This window comes from Sphingobacterium thalpophilum, from assembly GCF_901482695.1.
GTDB lineage: Bacteria > Bacteroidota > Bacteroidia > Sphingobacteriales > Sphingobacteriaceae > Sphingobacterium > Sphingobacterium thalpophilum.
This window is the reverse complement of record NZ_LR590484.1, coordinates 5429532-5449362: the sequence shown is the minus strand read 5'-3', so window position 1 is coordinate 5449362 and position 19831 is coordinate 5429532. Positions and strand designations below refer to the sequence as shown.

General features: G+C 44.1%; 16 protein-coding genes, 3 tRNA genes and 1 riboswitch. Of the genes, 4 read left to right on the top strand and 15 right to left on the bottom strand.

Annotated elements, in window-relative coordinates; genetic code table 11:
* Positions 1-6 precede the first annotated feature (6 nt).
* Positions 7-1074: a HEAT repeat domain-containing protein gene (locus FGL37_RS23115; RefSeq protein WP_028068309.1), complete on the top strand. Its 1068-nt coding sequence runs from the start codon at positions 7-9 to the stop codon at positions 1072-1074.
* A complete protein-coding gene (locus FGL37_RS23110; protein WP_028068308.1) occupies positions 1068-4493 on the top strand; it encodes a sulfatase-like hydrolase/transferase in 3426 nt (1141 codons plus the stop codon). Before FGL37_RS23115 ends, FGL37_RS23110 begins: the two co-directional genes overlap by 7 nt.
* Here the strand turns inward: FGL37_RS23110 and FGL37_RS23105 are convergent.
* From FGL37_RS23105 to thiS, 8 genes are all read right to left on the bottom strand, one after another.
* Positions 4490-5731, bottom strand: coding sequence for a YaiO family outer membrane beta-barrel protein (locus FGL37_RS23105; protein ID WP_028068307.1), 1242 nt, complete (start codon positions 5729-5731; stop codon positions 4490-4492). The genes FGL37_RS23110 and FGL37_RS23105 overlap by 4 nt on opposite strands.
* A 141-nt stretch (positions 5732-5872) precedes the next feature.
* Positions 5873-6583 (bottom strand): HesA/MoeB/ThiF family protein, encoded by a 711-nt coding sequence (locus tag FGL37_RS23100; protein ID WP_028068306.1) that lies wholly within the window; start codon positions 6581-6583, stop codon positions 5873-5875.
* Positions 6584-6588: 5 nt separating this feature from the next.
* Positions 6589-7713 (bottom strand): 2-iminoacetate synthase ThiH, encoded by a 1125-nt coding sequence (thiH, locus tag FGL37_RS23095; protein ID WP_028068305.1) that lies wholly within the window; start codon positions 7711-7713, stop codon positions 6589-6591.
* A gap of 8 nt (positions 7714-7721) precedes the next feature.
* The gene (locus tag FGL37_RS23090) at positions 7722-8492 is read right to left on the bottom strand and encodes a thiazole synthase (protein WP_028068304.1); all 771 of its coding nucleotides are present in this window, start codon (positions 8490-8492) and stop codon (positions 7722-7724) included.
* The gene (locus tag FGL37_RS23085; protein WP_028068303.1) at positions 8474-9121 is read right to left on the bottom strand and encodes a thiamine phosphate synthase; all 648 of its coding nucleotides are present in this window, start codon (positions 9119-9121) and stop codon (positions 8474-8476) included. The genes FGL37_RS23090 and FGL37_RS23085 overlap by 19 nt, the downstream gene beginning before the upstream one ends.
* Positions 9073-9684, bottom strand: a complete 612-nt coding sequence (locus FGL37_RS23080) for a thiamine phosphate synthase (protein ID WP_028068302.1) — start codon at positions 9682-9684, stop codon at positions 9073-9075. Before FGL37_RS23080 ends, FGL37_RS23085 begins: the two co-directional genes overlap by 49 nt.
* Positions 9681-11495, bottom strand: coding sequence for a phosphomethylpyrimidine synthase ThiC (gene thiC / locus FGL37_RS23075; RefSeq protein WP_028068301.1), 1815 nt, complete (start codon positions 11493-11495; stop codon positions 9681-9683). The genes FGL37_RS23080 and thiC overlap by 4 nt, the downstream gene beginning before the upstream one ends.
* Positions 11496-11540: 45 nt before the next feature.
* Entirely contained in the window at positions 11541-11747 is a 207-nt protein-coding gene (gene thiS / locus FGL37_RS23070) for a sulfur carrier protein ThiS (protein WP_028068300.1), read from the bottom strand.
* A 60-nt stretch (positions 11748-11807) separates the two neighbouring features.
* Positions 11808-11903: riboswitch (TPP riboswitch) on the bottom strand.
* 144 nt (positions 11904-12047) lie between these two features.
* On the opposite strand from thiS, the gene FGL37_RS23065 reads away from it, so the two are divergent.
* Positions 12048-14702 carry an alpha-L-rhamnosidase gene (locus FGL37_RS23065; RefSeq protein ID WP_028068299.1) on the top strand — a complete coding sequence of 885 codons (2655 nt, stop codon included), beginning with the start codon at positions 12048-12050 and terminating at the stop codon, positions 14700-14702.
* Between the two features lie 13 nt (positions 14703-14715).
* Here FGL37_RS23065 and FGL37_RS23060 read toward each other — a convergent pair whose 3' ends face one another.
* The 7 genes from FGL37_RS23060 to pfkA form a co-directional block, all read right to left on the bottom strand.
* The gene (locus tag FGL37_RS23060; RefSeq protein WP_037532079.1) at positions 14716-15462 is read right to left on the bottom strand and encodes a DUF72 domain-containing protein; all 747 of its coding nucleotides are present in this window, start codon (positions 15460-15462) and stop codon (positions 14716-14718) included.
* Positions 15463-15626: 164 nt separating this feature from the next.
* Positions 15627-15712: transfer RNA gene (locus FGL37_RS23055), tRNA-Leu, on the bottom strand.
* Between the two features lie 5 nt (positions 15713-15717).
* Positions 15718-15790, bottom strand: a tRNA-Gly gene (locus FGL37_RS23050).
* A 55-nt stretch (positions 15791-15845) separates the two neighbouring features.
* Positions 15846-15918 (bottom strand) — tRNA-Phe (locus tag FGL37_RS23045).
* 174 nt (positions 15919-16092) lie between these two features.
* Entirely contained in the window at positions 16093-17091 is a 999-nt protein-coding gene (gap, locus tag FGL37_RS23040; protein ID WP_028068297.1) for a type I glyceraldehyde-3-phosphate dehydrogenase, read from the bottom strand.
* Between the two features lie 4 nt (positions 17092-17095).
* Positions 17096-17947, bottom strand: a complete 852-nt coding sequence (locus tag FGL37_RS23035; protein WP_028068296.1) for a hypothetical protein — start codon at positions 17945-17947, stop codon at positions 17096-17098.
* Positions 17948-17965: 18 nt separating this feature from the next.
* A complete protein-coding gene (gene pfkA / locus FGL37_RS23030; protein WP_028068295.1) occupies positions 17966-18943 on the bottom strand; it encodes a 6-phosphofructokinase in 978 nt (325 codons plus the stop codon).
* Between the two features lie 184 nt (positions 18944-19127).
* Here pfkA and FGL37_RS23025 point away from each other — a divergent pair, with 184 nt between their 5' ends.
* On the top strand, positions 19128-19799 hold the full coding sequence (locus FGL37_RS23025) for an NUDIX hydrolase (RefSeq protein WP_081817764.1): 672 nt from the start codon (positions 19128-19130) through the stop codon (positions 19797-19799).
* The last annotated feature ends 32 nt before the right edge of the window (positions 19800-19831 follow it).

Sequence of the window (19831 nt, the reverse complement as noted above, 5' to 3'; positions counted from 1 at the left end):
TATCGTATGCAGCATCAGGTCGTGCTTCATGAACTTATTGTAGCCATCATCGTGGTGCTCATTTTCGTGTTGTTGTTAATCATCGCGGTTTTGAGTTATAGTTTTTACAGCTATCGTATTCTTCATCACAGGCAGTTGTGGACGCAGATAATCGAGCATAAAATTATGAAGACAATCGTTGGAAGCGATGATTCCGATAATAGTGACGTGAAATTTGCCACTTATATACGTGAGCCCTCGTTCCGGAAACTCTTTTTACATTTGCTAATAAATGCTGAGCGCAAATTTTCAGGCGTTGCCAAGCAGTCAATCGCGAAGTTATTCAGTGATTTTAAACTGGAAGATGAGGCCTGGCGAAAGTTGCGTCAACGTGAAGCTTATCTGATTGCAGGTGGCATTCAGGAGCTGGCCGCGATGTCAGTCCATGAGGCCATTCCTACGATTTTAACAAAATTGAACGACCCCAGACCCGCCGTTTATCAGGAAGCACAATATGCTTTGGTGAGCTTTAAGGGCTATGAGGGGTTAAGCTTCCTAAATACTTTTGATCGTCCTTTGTCCGATTGGCAACAGCTGCGTTTGCTCTATTCCATACATATCGTGCCGGAAGCATCCGAACCAAGTATTACATTGTGGCTCGCCAGCGCTAATGCTTCAGTGGTTATATTTACTTTAAGACTTATTCGCAAATTTAGGCTTATGAGCATGTACGATGCCGTGCAAAGGCTGTTGACACATACAATAACAGCGGTTCGTATACAAGCAGTCCGCACTATGCAGGCAATAGAGAACGGCACAACTATGGATCAGCTGATCAACGGTTTTAATGGGCAGCCTGTCGATGTGCAGCTTGAGATTTTAAAATCAATGAAAAAGTCCAGAAGCAGGGATTGTGTGTCTTTTCTAAAAACACAGCTCTTGCACTGCGAAAAAAATGCAATTAAGATCGCCGCTGCAGAAGTTCTGGTTGTCCTAGGACAAGAAAAGTATCTGCGCGAGATAGCAAGGGGAACAACTAAGGATACTGCCCTTACACATATTATTAACCACGCGTTACAAGAGAAGCAATGTTAGAATTTGGCCATATAGTATATGAGATTGTTGTTTGGTTATTCCTGCTTTATTCAGCAGCTGTTTTTATCATCTATACTTGGATAGGCTTGTATGCCTACGGAGCTGTGTTTCGGTACAAGCATGATAATAGCTTCACCGATTATGGCATCATTGCTACGAACCCCAACGCGCCAACATTCAGCTTAATAGCTCCAGCCTTTAACGAGGGTATGACAATTGTTGAAAATGTACGTTCATTATTGTCCCTGTACTATCACAATCTGGAAATTATTATAGTCAATGACGGAAGTCGTGACGATTCTATGCTCAAGCTCATAGAGGCTTATGCGCTCGAGCAAGTCTCATTCTTCGTGCAGGGAGACATCGAAACCAAACCGATACGGGGAATTTATAAGAGCAAAAATCCGGCGTTCAAAAAACTGGTGGTTGTTGATAAGGAAAATGGAGGCAAGGCTGATGCCCTCAATGTTGGTGTGAATATTTCCTCGGGAGACTATATTGTCTGTATTGACGTAGATTGTATTTTGGAGCAGGATGCTATTCTACGGTTAGCCAAGCCTTTTTTAGAACAAACAGATAAACGCGTGATAGCCTGTGGAGGCGTCATACGGCTTGCGAATAACTGTAAAGTCGTGAACGGAACGGTTGTGGATGTAAATCTACCGAAAACGTGGATAGGGCGCACCCAGGCCTTGGAGTATATACGGGCATTTATTTTAGGGCGGATGGCATGGTCACGGGCGTCGGGGTTAATTTTGATTTCGGGCGCTTTTGGTGCTTTCGATAGGCAGATCGTATTAGCGTGTGGCGGGTATGACCGTAATACAGTAGGTGAAGATATGGAACTTGTCGTTCGCATGCGGCGTTATATGGAGGAGGAAAAATTACCTTATGAAGTGGTGAATATTCCGGATCCATTGTGCTGGACTGAGGTGCCCGAATCAAAAGATGTATTACGTAAACAACGTAACCGCTGGATGCGGGGTACTATGGAGACGTTATGGAAGCACCGTAAACTGTTGTTTAATCCGAAATATGGACGTTTGGGAATGATTAGTATGCCTTATTGGTTTTTCTTCGAATTTCTGGGACCTCTGGTAGAATTTTCTGGTTATGTTGTTTTTCTGATCTTTTTTATACTTGGAATTATAAACTGGCCGTTTTTCTTCGCATTGTTTGCTCTTGTTCTAGCTTCGGGTATTCTATATTCAATTTATGCAATTTTGGTGGATCTTGTGAGCCATCAGGTCTACAGTAAGAAGCGTGACCTGTCGACATTAATCACTACTGCGGTTCTGGAACCATTTTATTTTCATCCATTGGTTGTCAAGGCCGCCGTGCAGGGAGTAGCGGATTACTTCCGGAAGAAACATAGCTGGGGAGAAATGACGAGGCAGGGCTTCCAGCAACGAAATGCAAACGAGCCGGTATGGAAGTATATCCGAAACCAGTTCAGTTTTGCATTACAGCTCCTGGGCCCGTCGCTTTTGGTCTTCTTTACACTATACATGTTCTCCATCGCCGTAGAATGGTGGTGGTATCACAGCCGTTTTGTACAGCTGGCCGAAACGCATGCCGGGCGTCATTTGTTCATTGACAACCTCTTATTCGTGTTTCAGTCGATAGCCGTTTTGGGAGTTCTTTATTTACTCGTTCAGTTTGTAAGCCGTTTTTGGGCAAAATTGATGTTGGTTGTGTCACTTTCATTTATTATAGTGATGCAATTTATTCTGTTTTTATATTTTGGGGAATCCCGAAACCTGCTGGGAGCGGATGTGTTTTATTACAGTTCGGACGAAATGAAACAGATTCTTGACGCCAGCGGTATGTTGAACCTGACTAATATTGCTTTGCTACTTTTGTTGATAGTTGCCGCCTGGACGCCACTGTGGCTGGTCAATAAACGACCATTTAAAAACGCATATCCGAGTATGATTTTGATCGGTTTCGGGTTATTATCGTTTTTTATTTCTCCAGCGCTATATTCTGACGGAAAATTGGAGAGGGATGAATTTGCGAACAATGCAAGCCGGAGTAAGTGGCGTTATTTTTTTGACTCCAATTTATCCGATTATGTGAATGAGCATCCGGGAGTGTTAGCTTACCTCTCAAAAAGAGAAGAATCTTCCACAGAAATAAATGTAAAATATCCTTTTTTAAAAAATGAGGACACTAGAGATTTTCTTGGGACATACCTGGAAAAATCTGAAAGAGCGCCCAATCTTGTCGTTCTTATTATTGAAGGGCTGGGGCATGCTTACAGTTCGGACAATGGATATATAGGAAACTTTACTCCGTTTATTGATTCCCTAAAGTCGCATTCACTTTATTGGGAGAATAATATAAGTTCTTCTGGACGTACTTTTTCCGTCCTTCCGACCTTAACCGGTTCTTTGCCTTTTGGTATGCACGGTTTTTTGGAGCAGGATAGTCTTCCCGCTAATTTTAATCTATTTAATATTCTACAGGCAAACGGTTTTAAAACTGGCTTTTTCTACGGTGGACATTCAAACTTTGATTTTATGAAAAAGTTTATGCTGTTCAATCGAATCGACGCGTTAGTTGATCAGGATGCCTTTGGTCCCCCGTATAAAAAGCTGCCCGAAAAAAGTGGCGAAAGCTGGGGATATGAAGACCAGGCGGTGTTTAGTAAATTGTTAGAGGTACAACATATTGCAGAACAGCCTTACTTTCACGTACTTTTAACCTTGTCAACACATAATCCTTTCCTGATCAATAATGCCGGCCACTATGAACAGCTGTTTGACCAGCGGCTTGCGGCTCTTCATCTGTCTGGAGAACGCAAAAAATGGGCTTTGGAGAACCGGAAGCAGCTTATTTCGGTATTGAATCTAGATGACGCAATGCGGCAATTTTTTACTGCCTATAGTAAGCGGCCCGATTTTGCCAATACTCTTTTTCTGATCACAGGAGACCACGCTATGCCTGAAGTACCGTTGCAGAGCAAAATTGACCGTTATCACGTTCCTTTATTATTGTATTCGCCTTTACTAAAGACATCTCATAATTTTCGTCATATTGTGAGTCATTTTGATGTAGCCCCTTCTATATTGGCCTATTACCGCGAAAATTACGGTTTAAATACACCGGATCAGGTAGCATGGATCGGACGGGGATTGGATAAGGGTATTTCAGCAGAAGGTGATGGTATTGCCATGATGCAGAGTAAAAACCAGCTTATCGATTTTTTGCTGGGTAATTATCACTTTTCAGAAGGACAACTTTATCGGCTGGATGGAAAGCTCAATGCAGAACTAGCTGACGAACCTGCAGTCCTGGAATCCTTATCCCGAAAATTTGAACTCTTTAAGCGCAAAAACAAATTGTTTTATACAGAGAAGCAGCTGTTACCGGATAGCGTATTTATCAGCTACTTCAATAAGTTGCGCAAGCCTTAAAATTTGCGAATATAGCCCAAAATAATATCTAATTGATTGCCTTTTTCGTTTGGCCTGAATTCTTGGTTGTAGTAGGTGCAGGAGACAGAAAACAAATTGCTTTGCCGGACTGAAAGGTTATATTCACCACCTATTTTGAATGTTTTTAGTTTATATAAGGCATTATCCAATAGATTGTTTCTGTTTTCCTCGGGGCTTAGACCGGTACCAATGATGAAACCGAGATAATCGTTTGCCCCCTTTGTATAATAACGGACAGTGCCTGTATAGGACTGTGAGATATTTTTCTCATCTGGAGTAAGATAGGTTCGTAAGTTGAACCAATAGTTTTGATAATACTTGCCTACTGAGGCTGTATACATCCAGATATTGTCGCTAAAATAAAGCTGACGGTAGCCTACTTCCGCTTCGAAACTGTTGGGAAGATTAGCATAAATCGATGCTCCAGTCCGGTATTTGGCAAAAATGCCCACATTGTTGGAGTATCCCGCTCCTAAGTACAGGTAAAACATTTTTGAAAGACGTGGATATGCTTCCAGCTCAAACTGCACACCATTTTCTGCAAATTTATTCGCATAATTCGTTCTGAAAATAAGAGATCCAAAGTTGGTCGCCCTTTTGTAACTCAAGCCCAGGATATGCCAGTTGTCATCGAATTGCTTATCAAAATAGACGAAGTTGTAGGTTAGGCCGACCGCATTTTTTGCGGTATATTCTTCTATGTTTTTGGCAAGCGATCTCGCGTCAGCATTTTTTGGATTGATTTTCAACAACTGTCGCACAGCATTTTCGGCTACCTCATAATGGTTTGTGCTGTAGTTGATTTTTGCTTTAAGCAGCAGCAGATCCTGAGACTCAGGATGTATATTGAGGCCCCTATCGGTTATTTCAGTTGCCCTATCAGCCTGGTTGTTCCAATACTCCAGAGCGGCATAGGCCAGAAAAAAGTCTTCATCTGTAGTTTTTTTGTTATCCAGATCGGTAAAGATCGTTCGCGCGGAATCAATTTTGTCGGACCATGTGTAGAGCCGACCCAGAAAAATACGGATATCTGTATAATCAGGAGCTTGGGTGAGTGCTTGCTTTGCCAGTTGAATGGCCTGCGGATAATCCTTCGTGTCAAAAGCTACTTTTCGGGCTTTCAAAAATAGGTCATCTGCCGTGATTGTGCTCTCCTGCGCGACGGAGAATAAGGGCAATAAAACAAGGGGGAGTAGTGGATACAATACTTTTTTCATTCCGAATGTATAGTTGACATGTTAAGCCTGCTAATATATAACTAAAAATAGCGAATTTTGTTTTTTCGCTTGCATTTTTGGCCAACTTCCACAAATGTGATCCGTTCGACGTACTATTTAACCCGAAATTTGACGCCACTGTTAAAACTCTATCTGACTAAAGCGCCAATGATAGGTGTCAATAAGCGTTAATTGATCCCTATCTACTGGTAGGCCCGCGGCGATTTTAAGTACCTGCATAGCCATCATGCTGCCCACTATTCCGGGAAGGGGGCCTAGAACTCCGTTCATATCGCAGTTGGGAACCTGTCCGGGAGCGGGAGCGATAGGGAAAAGGTCCAGTAGATTTTTGCTGCCTTTGTAATTAAATACTGCCATTTGTCCTTCAAAGGCATGTATGCTTCCGTACACCAATGGCTTGTTGAGTATTAGGCAGGTTTCATTCAGTAAATACCGTGTCTCAAAATTGTCGCAGCAATCGACGATAATATCGTATGGCGCAAGCATTGTTGAGGCGTTATAGGCCTCGATTTTAATGTGAAAGGCTTGAAAATCAAGGGCGCTATTAAGCTGTAGGATCTGTTTGGCTGCACTCACCGTTTTCGCTGTACCGACATGTTGTTCTGTATGAATGACCTGTCTGTTCAAATTATGCATTTCGACCTTGTCGAAATCCACAAGTGCAAGCTGGCCAACGCCGGCGGCAGCCAGATATTGCAATACCGGACTTCCAAGCCCGCCGGCGCCGACGACCAACACCTTGCTGCTCATGATTTTCCGCTGTCCTGAAACACCAATTTCTTCAATAAATATTTGTCTGCTGTAGCGTTCGAAAATAGGATCCTTCTCCATATAAATTATTGTATTATCCCCGAATACGTACGCTCCCAGTCTTTCATAACCGGCGCATAACCCATTTTACGGATCTGTTTTTTTATTGTTTCCATATCTCTTTCGTCACTGACTTCAAATTGTTCCAAGGCCTGTGGGTCGACGACATAGCCGCCGGGATTTGTCTTGGAGGCTGCACTCATGGTTGTCACGCCAATTGGGATGATATGATCTCTAAAGTTCTCGTTCTCGCGTGTGGAGATGGATATCTCCAGATTTTCATTCCACAGACGGTAGGCACAGATGAGCTGCAATAAATGTCTGTCAGAAAGATGGAAATTGGGCGCCTCTGAGCCTGCTGCCGGTCGCAGTCGCGGGAAAGAGACTGAAAAGCGGGTTTGCCAGTATTGCTTTTCTAAATAATCGATGTGGACCGCGGCGAAAAAGCTGTCCACCCGCCAGTCTTCGAGACCCAAAAGTACGCCCAGCCCGATTTTATGAATGCCAGCCTGTCCGATGCGGTCCGGAGTATCCAGACGGTAGTCAAAATTTGATTTCTTGCCCTTTGGATGATAGGTCTTGTATACCTCCTGATGGTAGGTTTCCTGATAAACCAGAATGGCATATACACCCGCAGATTGTAACCGTTTATAGTCCTCCAGCTCCAGCGGCTGTACTTCGATTGATATTTGAGAAAAATATGGTTTTAACAACTGTATCGCGTTTATAAAATAGTCTGTACCAACGGTTTTATTCGCTTCTCCACTGACCAACAATACGTGCTCGATCCCCATGGATTTGAGAGCCATTGCCTCCAGCATTAACTCGGTGTTGTTGAGAGTCTTTCGTTTAATTTTATTATCCATACTAAATCCACAGTAGGTACAGATATTCTGGCATTCATTGCTGAGATAAAGTGGCGCATAGAGTTGGATGGTTTTTCCAAAACGACGCTGAGTGATTTTTTGGGTTTTGTCAGCCATCTGTTCCAGATAAGGGGTGGCGGTAGGGGAAATAAGCACCATAAAATCCGATAGGTTTAGATGGGTTTTGCTTAAAGTGTCTTGTACGTCCCGTTCGGAAGTGTTATAAATTTTCTTTTGAACGTCTTCCCAATGGTATTGTTGGAATACATGTTTAAAGGAGCTCATATTCGCTATTAATCAAATAAAAAAGAAGTTAAAGGACTTGAATTTACAGCACGGGAAACTACAGGACCCAAGCCCGCTTCATAAGCCCTCCGGCCAGCGTTAACTGCATCCTTAAACGCCCGGGCCATCTCGGATGGATTGTCCGAAACAGCAATGGCGGTATTGACGAGAACCGCATCGGCTCCAATTTCCATTGCCTTCGCGGCATCGGAAGGCGAGCCGATCCCTGCATCCACGACGACGGGCACGGTACTTTGCTCAATGATGATTTCTAAAAAATCTAAGGTGCGAAGGCCTTTGTTACTTCCGATTGGGGCACCTAAGGGCATGACAACAGCTGTTCCTGCATTCTCTAGACGCTTACAAAGTACAGGATCCGCATGGATATAAGGCATGACGACAAACCCCATTTTGGCCAGTGTCTCGGTCGCCCGCAAAGTTTCAACCGGATCGGGCAGTAAATACCGGGGATCGGGATGAATTTCCAGTTTTACCCAGTTGGTTTCGAGCGCTTCCCGGGCCAATTGTGCAGCCAGAACCGCCTCTTCTGCTGTTCGCGCTCCAGAAGTGTTGGGGAGTAGATCGACTGTCATACGGTTCAGTCTGCCAATGAGATCGTCTTCCAAAGTGTTCTGATCTACCCGCTTAAGGGCGACAGTAACCAGTCGTGTTCCTGAAGCCATAATCGCTTCACTCATTTCATCCAGGTTGCCGAATTTGCCTGTCCCCAGGAACAATCGAGAGTCAAAATGGCGGTCGGCTATTTGTAGTGTGTGCATGATAAAAAGTTTTGAATAGATGATATAAGCTGAGGTGTCTCTGTCAGCAGTCCTGAGAGGGAAACACCGTATATTCCAGTGGCCAATAAATTTTGGATGTCCGTTAGGCTTGCAATGCCACCGATAGCGAAAATCGGAGGAACGAAGGGACTTGCATGTTGGATCACTTCCATCATGCTCTTGTATCCGTCTATACCGAGCAAGGGACTTAATTTATGTTTTGTGCGGGTATGTTTAAAGGGGCCCAGACCGATATAGTCACATTGTTCACTAATGCGCTGCTGTACGTCCTCAATGCGGTTGGCCGTCCCGCCGATGATCTTTTGGGGACCTAAAATCTGCCGGGCCACGGCGATGCCGCAGTCATCCAGGCCCAGGTGCACACCGTGGGCATCCAGATCTTTAGCAAGTTGCACATCATCGTTGATGATACATTTAGCCCCAAATTGATCGCAGGCTTGCATGGTGTGTATCGCCAACGCCGCTAACTGCTTCTCGTCAGCCTGCTTCCATCGGATCTGAATCCATTTTGCCCCCGCGTCCAATGCGCGCAATATGTTGGTCTTCTGTTGGGCAAATGTCAGCCCCTGTGAAATATATTGTAGTCTTGGGAGAGTGTCTCTTTGCATAGTATAAAATTTTGTATGGGGTCGGGCTGGCACCATAAGCTGCCCAGTAGCGCTATGCCATCTACACCGGCTTGTAGAGCAAGGAGGCAGTTTGTCGCTGTGATTCCGCCCAGAGCAATTAAATTTACGTTGAAATTGGAGCGAAAAGCCAATTGATCCAATACCGTATCCCGCTCTCCGTAACCACTTTTGGAAATACTGGGAAATACCGGGCTTAAAAATGCATAATCCCAGCAGTCTTCCAAGGTATTGAACTTCTGTATCTGATGCACTGAGGTGGAGCAGATACAGTTGGCGAACTGCTTGTCGAATAGGCCGCGCGACCGCCTTTGCTCATTTATGTGAACACGGTAAATGCCGAGAGCAGCGGACAGGTGGGGATGTGAGTGAAGGACCAGCCTAGAATGGTATTGCTCACCAATAGATGCGATGTATCGGCACATCTGCGCATCCGTAAAATGATATTTACGTAAATGTAAGAGGTCCAGTCCCTGCTCAAAAAGAGCAGGGATGATTTCCAGTTCGCCTACAACGGTTTCTTCTGCGGTCAGCGCTATGATCATAAGTAAATTTCCTTGCCTTGGGCGATAAATTCCTGTGATTTTTCGAGCATACCCTGTGCCGCAGTGTCTCTGATTTCCTGTGTAATCTTCATCGAACAAAATTTTGGACCGCACATCGAACAGAAATGGGCTACCTTTGCGGCGTCGGCCGGCAAGGTCTCATCATGATATTCACGTGCCGTATCAGGATCGAGCGATAGGTTAAATTGGTCCTCCCAGCGGAATTCAAATCGCGCTTTGCTGAGTGCGTTATCCCGGTATTGCGCGCCGGGATGACCCTTGGCCAGGTCAGCCGCATGAGCTGCCAGTTTGTAGGTGATGACACCATCTTTAACATCTTTTTTGTTGGGAAGGCCGAGATGCTCCTTAGGGGTCACATAGCAGAGCATGGCACATCCATACCAGCCGATCATCGCCGCTCCGATCGCAGAGGTAATATGGTCATATCCGGGAGCAATATCGGTGGTCAACGGCCCTAATGTATAGAAGGGAGCCTCGTCACAGCAGGCCAGCTGTTTGTCCATATTTTCTTTAATGAGTTGCATAGGCACATGACCTGGCCCCTCGATCATCACCTGAACATCGTGTTTCCAGGCAATTTTTGTCAATTCACCCAAGGTTTCCAGTTCGGCAAATTGTGCTGCATCATTGGCGTCCGCAATGGCGCCGGGACGTAAACCATCACCCAGAGAGAAGGCCACGTCATACTGTTTCATAATCTGGCAGATTTCTTCAAAATGGGTGTAAAGAAAGTTTTCCCGATGATGGAAGAGACACCATTTGGCCATAATGGACCCTCCTCGGGAAACGATGCCGGTCACGCGGTTGGCTGTCAGATGAATATAGCGCAGCAGTACCCCAGCATGGATTGTAAAATACGAAACGCCCTGTTCTGCCTGCTCAATCAATGTATCCCGAAATATCTCCCAGGTCAGATCTTCGGCCACACCTTTTACTTTTTCAAGTGCTTGATAGATCGGAACTGTTCCGATTGGAACAGGCGAATTGCGGATAATCCATTCACGTGTTTCGTGTATATTTTTACCGGTCGACAGGTCCATAATCGTATCAGCACCCCAACGGCAGGCCCATACTGCTTTTTCAACCTCCTCTTCAATGCTCGAACTTACGGCACTGTTACCGATGTTGGCATTAATTTTTACCAAAAAATTGCGGCCGATGATCATTGGCTCGCTTTCGGGATGGTTGATGTTATTGGGAATAATGGCTCTTCCCGCCGCAATTTCCTCACGCACAAATTCGGGAGTAATGTATTTTCCAGCAGTTCTGGCACCAAAATTCTCGCCCTGATGCTGCTGATCCATTCCGGGGGTACAGTTGGCGAGCTGGTCTATACGCTGATTTTCACGAATGGCCACATATTCCATCTCTGGCGTGATAATGCCTTTTTTCGCATAGTGCAGCTGGGTCACATTTTTGCCTTTGTCGGCGACTTTCGGTTTATGACTGTAGGCGAAGCGCAAGCTGTCAAGAGACTTGTCGGCAAGTCGTTTTCTTCCGTATTCCGAACTGATTCCATCCAGCTGGACGACATCATTTCGGTCCAATATCCATTGTTCACGAAGACGAGGAAGCCCCTTGCGTATGTCTATGGCGGTATTCTCATCGGTATAAGGTCCAGATGTATCGTAGACGGTAACGGGCGGATTGAACTCCTCCTGGCCGTTGCTCAGCTTTGTCGAGCTGAGCTGGATCTGACGCATTGCTACCTGGATGGGGTAAAGTGTTCCGGGAACAAAAACTTTTTTGGAATTCGGAAAGGGTGTCTGTGTGATGTTTTGTGATGTCATGGTAAGGAAATTAGTGCTGTGTGAAAGACTTTCTTTTGAAATAGTTTACCCACCTTGTGTCGCGGTGATCAGAAGGATTTGGTCGTTGGCCTTCAGCGGTGTGGAGGCCCAAATATGCTGTGGTACAACACGGTTATTGACAGCGACTGCGACACCTTGTGTTTTGTCTGCTAGTTCTGCCTGTAAAAGCTCTTCCAAAGAGTGGGGGGCGGGGTCGAAAAAACGGGTTTGATGATTGATCGTAAGTTCCATTCCTAATTATTAGTTTAATACCACTTTAGGAATGGCCACAAAAAGATACACTAGGTATCCTGTAGACATCGCACTTTTCCCTACGCCAGTATGATCTGGATCAGGTTCTAAGGGTAAAATCTCAGCCTGCATATGCAGACACCCCTAAAGCTGATGCTAAGATAATATAATTTGAATGAATAAAACAATGATATCTATTAATTTTTTGAAATAAGCAGGACAGTGCAGCATAGTTCGCTATCTTAAAAAATAATTGATACTTTAGTTATTAGAATAGCTAAAACAATTTAATAGACCAAAATGCGGAAGATATTATCGATACTCATGCTATGTACAGCTACTGTCGTAAACGGGCGGCAAATGCAACAATGTCTACCTATTCGTTTAACCTGTGAACATCTTCAAAACCCTTTAGGGGTGGATCAAGCGGCTCCCAGATTAAGCTGGCAACTGGATGACAACCGGCAGGGCGCTTTACAAACAGCCTATCAGGTTATGGTCGATGGCGATTCTCTTGCACTCTTAAAAGATAAAGCGGATGTCTGGAATAGCGGGATACAGAAAAGTGCAGCCATGCTTGTACAATATGCAGGTAATGTATTGAAACCGCAGACGAAATATTTTTGGAAAGTACGTGTTTGGGATAAGTACGGGAAAGACTGCACCTCTACAATTGCTTCCTTTGAGACGGGAATGATGCAGGCGGACCGCTGGAAAGGAAAATGGATCAGTGACCAGCACGATAGGCATGAACGGTCAGCTCCTTATTTTAGACGAGCATTCGGTGCGGACAAACCGATCAAATCCGCCCGGATTTATATCGCTGCCGCTGGTCTTTATGAACTGTCGATCAATGGCAGAAGGGTCGGTGATCATCGTCTTGACCCTATGTTTACGCGCTACGATAGACGGACGTTGTATGTTGTGGAAGATGTGACGGCGCAGCTTCGGCAAGGTAAAAATGCCATTGGAGTTATATTGGGAAATGGCTGGTATAACCATCAGCCTTTAGCAGTTTGGAACTTTGATCAGGCACCTTGGCGAGACCGGCCAGCATTTCGCCTGGATCTTCGTATCGTCTATCAGGACGGGTCAGAGGAGACAATCATTTCTGACAAGAGCTGGAAGACATCTGCGGGACCTATTCGTTATAATAATATTTATACTGGTGAACACTATGATGCGCGTCTTGAAATGCCGGGCTGGGATCGGTCCGAATTTGATGATTCCAAATGGGAAGCTGTCCGGTATCGGAAGCCGCCATCTTCGCAGCTAGTATCCCAGCTGCTCGTTCCCATCCGTCTGGTCAAATCCTATGTGCCAAAAGCAGTCAAAAAAATAAATGCTAATACGTATGTATTCGACTTTGGACAAAATATGGCTGGCGTGACGCGAATAAAAGTTGGCGGGCCAGCGGGAACGGTTGTGCGTATGAAACATGGGGAACGTCTTCTTGAAGATGGCCATGTGGATCAATCCAATATTGATGTTTACTACAGGGGCAACAAAGAACTGGAGCCTTTTCAAACAGATTTGTTGACACTCAGCGGCCGTGAGAAAGACGAATTTATGGCAAAATTTGGATATAAGGGATTCCGTTATGTTGAGATCAACAGCAGCCAGCCAATTGTATTGGATAGCTCATCCATTACTGCCTATTTTATGCACAGCGATGTAAGCCCTGTCGGACATCTGAAAACATCTTCTCCATTGATCAACCGTCTGTGGGCAGCAACAAATAATGCTTACTTGTCCAATTTGATGGGGTATCCGACAGACTGTCCCCAACGTGAAAAGAACGGCTGGACAGGAGATGGGCATCTGGCCATTGAAACAGCACTGTACAATTTCGACGCCATTACGGTTTATGAAAAATGGATGGCCGATCATCGGGACGAACAGCAGCCCAACGGCGTGTTGCCCGATATTATTCCGACGGGAGGATGGGGATATGGAACTGCAAATGGATTGGATTGGACCAGCACGATAGCCATCATCCCTTGGCAAACCTATCTATTTTATGGTGACCCCAGTTTGCTGGCGTCCTGTTATGAGAATATCAAGAGGTATGTGGATTATGTGGACAGCATCAGCCCCAATGGCCTGACCACCTTTGGTAGGGGAGACTGGGTGCCTGTTAAGTCCGTATCAAATCTGGAGCTCACTTCCTCGGTTTATTTTTACGCGGATGCAACTATATTAGCCAGCGCAGCTAAATTGTTCCGAAAAACAGCGGATCAGTTGAAATACGAGGCGTTGAGCAATAAAATCAAAAATGCCATCAACGCCAAGTTTCTGGATGTCTCAAAAGGCATCTACAGCAATGGCACACAAACCGAACTGAGTGTCCCCTTATACTGGGGAGTAGTACCCGAGGAAATGAAATATTCCGTTGCTGCAAATCTGAATAAAAAGGTAGTGGAAACAGGTTATCATCTGGATGTGGGCGTGCTTGGATCAAAAGCACTATTAACGGCGCTAAAGGACAATGGCTTCGGTGACACAGCGTATAAAGTCGCGGTTCAGGATACCTATCCATCTTGGGGGTGGTGGATCGTCAATGGGGCAACGACCTTGCTTGAGAACTGGGATCTCAAAGCCACACGCGACATTTCAGATAACCACATGATGTTTGGTGAAATTGGCGGCTGGTTCTATAAATCGATAGGGGGCATACTGCCGGATACTGCGCACCCCGGCTTTAAGCATATTCTTTTGAAGCCCATTTTCCCTGAAGGTTTAGCGGAATCATCGATCAGCTATGATTCACCTTATGGCCAGATTTCTTCCCATTGGAAGTCTAGTAATGGTTTTGTGCGGTACGAAGTCAAAATCCCAGCAAATGCATCAGCGACATTCTATCCACCTATTGATTGTGAGGATAGACGAGTAATCTCACTCGAAGCGGGTAAACATACACTCCACCTCAAATTAAAGGTAAGAGAGCAAAATTAAAATTACCCACCGCTCAGCTTTTTGGAAAGCTGCTTTTCGTCATTGCAGCCAAGCTTGCCGCGTTGACTGTCGCGTATGCATTTTGATCATTGTCAAAGTAGACGAATATATCTTTGCCTTGGGTTTGCCAGGAAGTACAACGTTCTGCCCATTCTCTCAGGCTCGTGTCGTCATATTTACCTTGATATTTTTCTCCAGGGCCATGTAGACGAATGTAAACAAAATCGGCAGTAACCTTGACCGGACTCTGATATCCCGCCAGATCATAGATACAATAAGCACAGCCATGTTTATCCAGTAGTTCATAGATGGCGGAACTGTTCCAGCTGTGGTTGCGGAACTCGAAGGCAAAGCGGTGTTGGGCAGGCAGCAGCAATAAAAAATCCCGGAAACGCTCAATATTCACATTCCAGCTTGGCGGTAGCTGAAACAATATGGGCCCCAATTTATGTTGTAAGCCTTCTGCTCGCCGTATAAAGTCCGTGACTGTAGCCTGATCGACTTTGAGCTTTTTAAGATGGGAGATAAAACGGCTCCCTTTTACAGAGAAAATAAAACTATCCGGAACTTTTTTATACCAGGTTACAAAAGTGTCCAGTTCGGGTAGCCGGTAGAAGGAATTGTTGATCTCTACAGTGGTAAAGTTTCTGACGTAGTAATCGAGCTGATCGCGCTCATTAAGATCTTTGGGATAAAATATACTTTTCCAATGTTTATAGTGCCATCCTGATGTGCCGATGTAAATGTTTCCTTTTTTCATAATAACATTATCTGTCTAACTTATTACGGTCAGGGGAACCCTTTATCAGGGGACAATGGCTAGCTCCTTAAAGTTTTGCACAGCATAGAAATTATGATGGAGAACTGAGGGCGGCGCAGCAGGTAAACGAAGAAAGCCTCACTGATCCAGTGAGGCTTTCTTCGTACCTAGGGCGGGAATCGAACCCGCACTCGCTTTAGGGCGAACAGGATTTTAAGTCCTGCGTGTCTACCAGTTCCACCACCTAGGCAGGTGAGCGAAAAACGAGATTCGAACTCGCGACCCCAACCTTGGCAAGGTTGTGCTCTACCAACTGAGCTATTTTCGCATTGGAATTCTTTATGTTTTCAATGAGCAGGAACTTCGCGTTCTGCTTATCTAGGTGGTGCCAGCTGGATTCGAACCAGCGACACAAGGATTTTCAGTCCTTTGCTCTACCAACTGAGCTATGGCACCTCAATGTTAGCCCTTTGCCTTATTGATGCTGCAAATATAGACGCTTTGAACCGAATTATGAAAAGCACACAGTCTTTTTTTTGTGTTTAATCGGCAATTGATTGATTCCTAATAGGAAAAAATAAAGGGCTATTCACGTCGAATAGCCCTTGGAAATAGTCTTCGTGATAATTATTAAGATAATTTACCGACTTCAAGTACCAAATCAACGATTTTGTTTGAATAACCCCACTCGTTGTCGTACCAAGATACTACTTTAACGAAGTTGTCATTCAACGAAATTCCAGCTTTAGCGTCGAAGATCGATGTACGGGAATCACCTAAGAAGTCCGTCGACACGACTTCGTCTTCAGTATATCCTAGAATGCCTTTCAATTCCCCTTCAGAAGCTTCCTTCATCGCAGCTTTGATTTCTTCGTAAGAAGCACCTTTATTTAAGCGAACAGTCAAGTCAACAACAGAAACGTCTGCAGTAGGAACACGTAAAGACATACCTGTTAATTTACCTTTGAGCTCAGGAAGAACCAAGCCTACGGCTTTCGCTGCACCGGTAGAAGAAGGGATGATGTTCTGATAAGCACCACGGCCACCTCTCCAGTCTTTTACTGAAGGTCCATCCACCGTTTTTTGGGTAGCTGTTACCGCATGTACTGTCGTCATTAAGCCTTCAACGATACCAAACTTGTCGTTCAAGACTTTGGCAATAGGAGCTAAACAGTTTGTTGTACAAGACGCATTTGAAACGATATGTTGATCAGCTTTCAGTTCTTTGTGGTTTACACCCATAACAAATGTCGGTGTATCATCTTTTGCAGGTGCCGACATAACCACTTTTTTTGCACCGGCATCGATGTGTTTTTGTGCTAATTCTTGTGTTAAGAAGAAACCTGTAGACTCGATGATAACCTCAGCGCCCACTTCATTCCATTTCAAGTTAGCGGGATCTTTCTCGGCAGTAACACGGATAGTCTTGCCGTTGACAACCAGGTGACCATCTTTTACCTCTACAGTACCATCAAATTTGCCATGTGTTGAATCGTATTTCAACATATATGCCATATAATCAGGCTCAACTAAGTCATTGATACCAACAATTTCAATTTCTGGGCGATTGATAGCAGCTCTGAATGCTAAACGACCAATGCGGCCAAATCCGTTAATTCCAATTTTCATATTCTTAATTTTTATTGATATAATATTTAATTAAATTGTGTATCGGCTCTTTTACTACAGTGCCAATACCGATATTAAACTCCTCTGTGGCAACCTCCCGCAGTATGTGCTCATAGTTAAACGCTACAGAACCTGTAAAGTTTACATCACTGTCCGGATACTCTTTCATTAAAGGTTTGATATACGTTTTCATAAATGTGCGCAATCCATTTTTTATCAGCTGATTGATAAAAAGATGATCTTTATTCGCAAGGACAAAATCCGTAAATGAATTCAAAAAATTAGTAGGCTGCGGAGCGATGTATACCTTTTCCAGTACCATCTTTTTGTCGAGTGTAAATTCCTTCTCTAATTTTTCTTTCAGATCCAACGGAAGCGTATCCGTCATATAATGTTTTAGCAGCTGCTGACTATTCCAGTTGGTTGCCCCTTCGTCGGCAAGGATATACCCCAAGCCATAGTTATTTTCGATTATTTTTTTTCCGGTGTAATAAGCCGCGTTTGAACCGCTGCCGATAATACCGATAATGCCTTTTTCATCACCAAAAGTTGAAATTGCCGAAGCAATCACATCATGCTCTACCTTAACTTTGGCATTGACAAAAAAACGCTCGAAAACATTTTTGACCTTATCTTTCCGTTCCTTTGATGAGGAACCAGCTCCGAAAAAATAAATCCGTTTTATTTTTTCGGCATTGTTGATCAAATTGGTATTTCTATTTAAATGCTGTAGTATGGACCGCTCATCCTGAAGGTAGGGGTTGATGCCGTTCATCCGGAATCCAGTGGTTATCCTGCCTTTGTCGGCCAGTCGCCAGTCCGAAAATCGAGAACCACTATATACTACTGCTATCATAACTGCTTTAATTGTGTATTATAAAATCTCAGCCATTTCCAACAGATCAGGGCTAAGCTTAATTTCCTTATTGCTGATTGCTTCTTCGATTGGAGTAGTCTTGATTTCATTGCCACGGAGGCCAACAGTAACCCGAGTATTGCCTGCCAGAATTTCATTGACTGCAGCAAAGCCCAATCGACTAGCTAGCACGCGGTCAAAGCTTGTTGGCGCTCCACCACGTTGCAGATGCCCTAATATACTAACTTTCGTGTCGTAATGATTAAATTTTTCTTTTACTTTTTTTGCGACATAATAGGCCCCGCCATTCTGATCACCTTCAGCAACAATTACAATTGATGAAGATTTCTTTTTGATGGCCCCATCTTCAAGGTGATGGATCAGATCATCGATGGCTGTTTCTTTCTCCGGAAGTAGAATGGCCTCAGCCCCCCCCGCAATTCCGGCGTTCAGTGCAATGCAGCCCGAATCTCTTCCCATGACTTCTACAAAGAAAAGGCGCTCGTGGGATGCCGCAGTATCTCTGATTTTGTCGATGGCTTCAATCACCGTATTATTGGCCGTGTCGTAGCCAATCGTATAATCCGATCCATATAAGTCGTTGTCAATCGTACCGGGGATACCTACAATAGGTACCTCAAACTCTTTGGAAAAGAAGTTGGCCCCAGTAAATGTTCCATCCCCTCCGATAACGATTAAAGCATCAATTCCGGCAGTCTTTAAATTGTCATACGCCTGTTTGCGTCCTTCAACTGTCTTAAACTCCAGACAGCGTGCGGTTTTTAATATTGTGCCTCCCCGTTGAATAATATTGCTAACAGAACGGGTGTCCATTTCCTTAAAGTTTGCATCGATAAGACCTTGATAACCATGATAAATACCGGTTACCTGAAGCCCTTTGTGAAGAGCAGTGCGGACAACTGCACGAATGCAGGCATTCATGCCGGGTGCGTCACCGCCAGATGTCAATACGCCTATTTTTTTTATTTCTTTTATCACACTCTATATTTTAGGTTTTACGAATATAGGATTTTTATAGTGTATATTCTACACTGTGAATAAATTTTTCATTATTTTTTTGCGCATCACGTTTAGGAAGCGTATAATTGTTACAGGTAACCCGATGATTAGTAGCCGATAAATTTAGCTCAAATAGTGCACATAAATAAATTTAGAAGTTTTGTATAGTAATTTTACAGTAGACTGCGTCATATTAGGCTTTCATGAAGGAGAACTCAAAGTTCTACTTACAGAAAGAAATGAATATCCTTTTAAGGATTGGTGGGCATTGCCAGGCTTTTTCGTTGACAATGATGAAGAGATGGAAGATGCTGTGAAGCGAATTTTGTATGAAAATACAGGTCTGAAGGATGTGTTTATGGACCAGCTGCATTCTTTTGCTGGATTGAAAAGACATCCGAAGGGTCGTATTCTGACCGTTGCATACTATGCCTTGATCCAACTGGACAATACGAAGCTGAAAACCAAGCCCGTTACAAACTATATGAAACAGGCCAAATGGTTTCCTGTGCGCAATGTGCCTGAGCTAGCCTTTGACCACAAGCAGATTTTGGATCTATGTCTGGAAAGATTGCAGCGTCGCCTGGCTTATAAACCAATTGCTTTTGAATTGCTTCCCGAGAAATTTACACTCACGCAATTGCAACTAGTTTATGAGAGTATCCTAAACAAAACTTTGGACAAACGTAATTTTAGGAAGAAAATGCAAAACTACGGGTTCTTAAAAGAATTGGACGAGGTGCAAACAGGAGTTGCCTACCGTGCGGCAAGGCTTTACAAACTGGATAAGCGGAAGTTCTTAAAACATTTTCAGAACAATGTAGCGTTTTAGCAGAATCCAAGTTTAATAGAATAAAGGCAAGC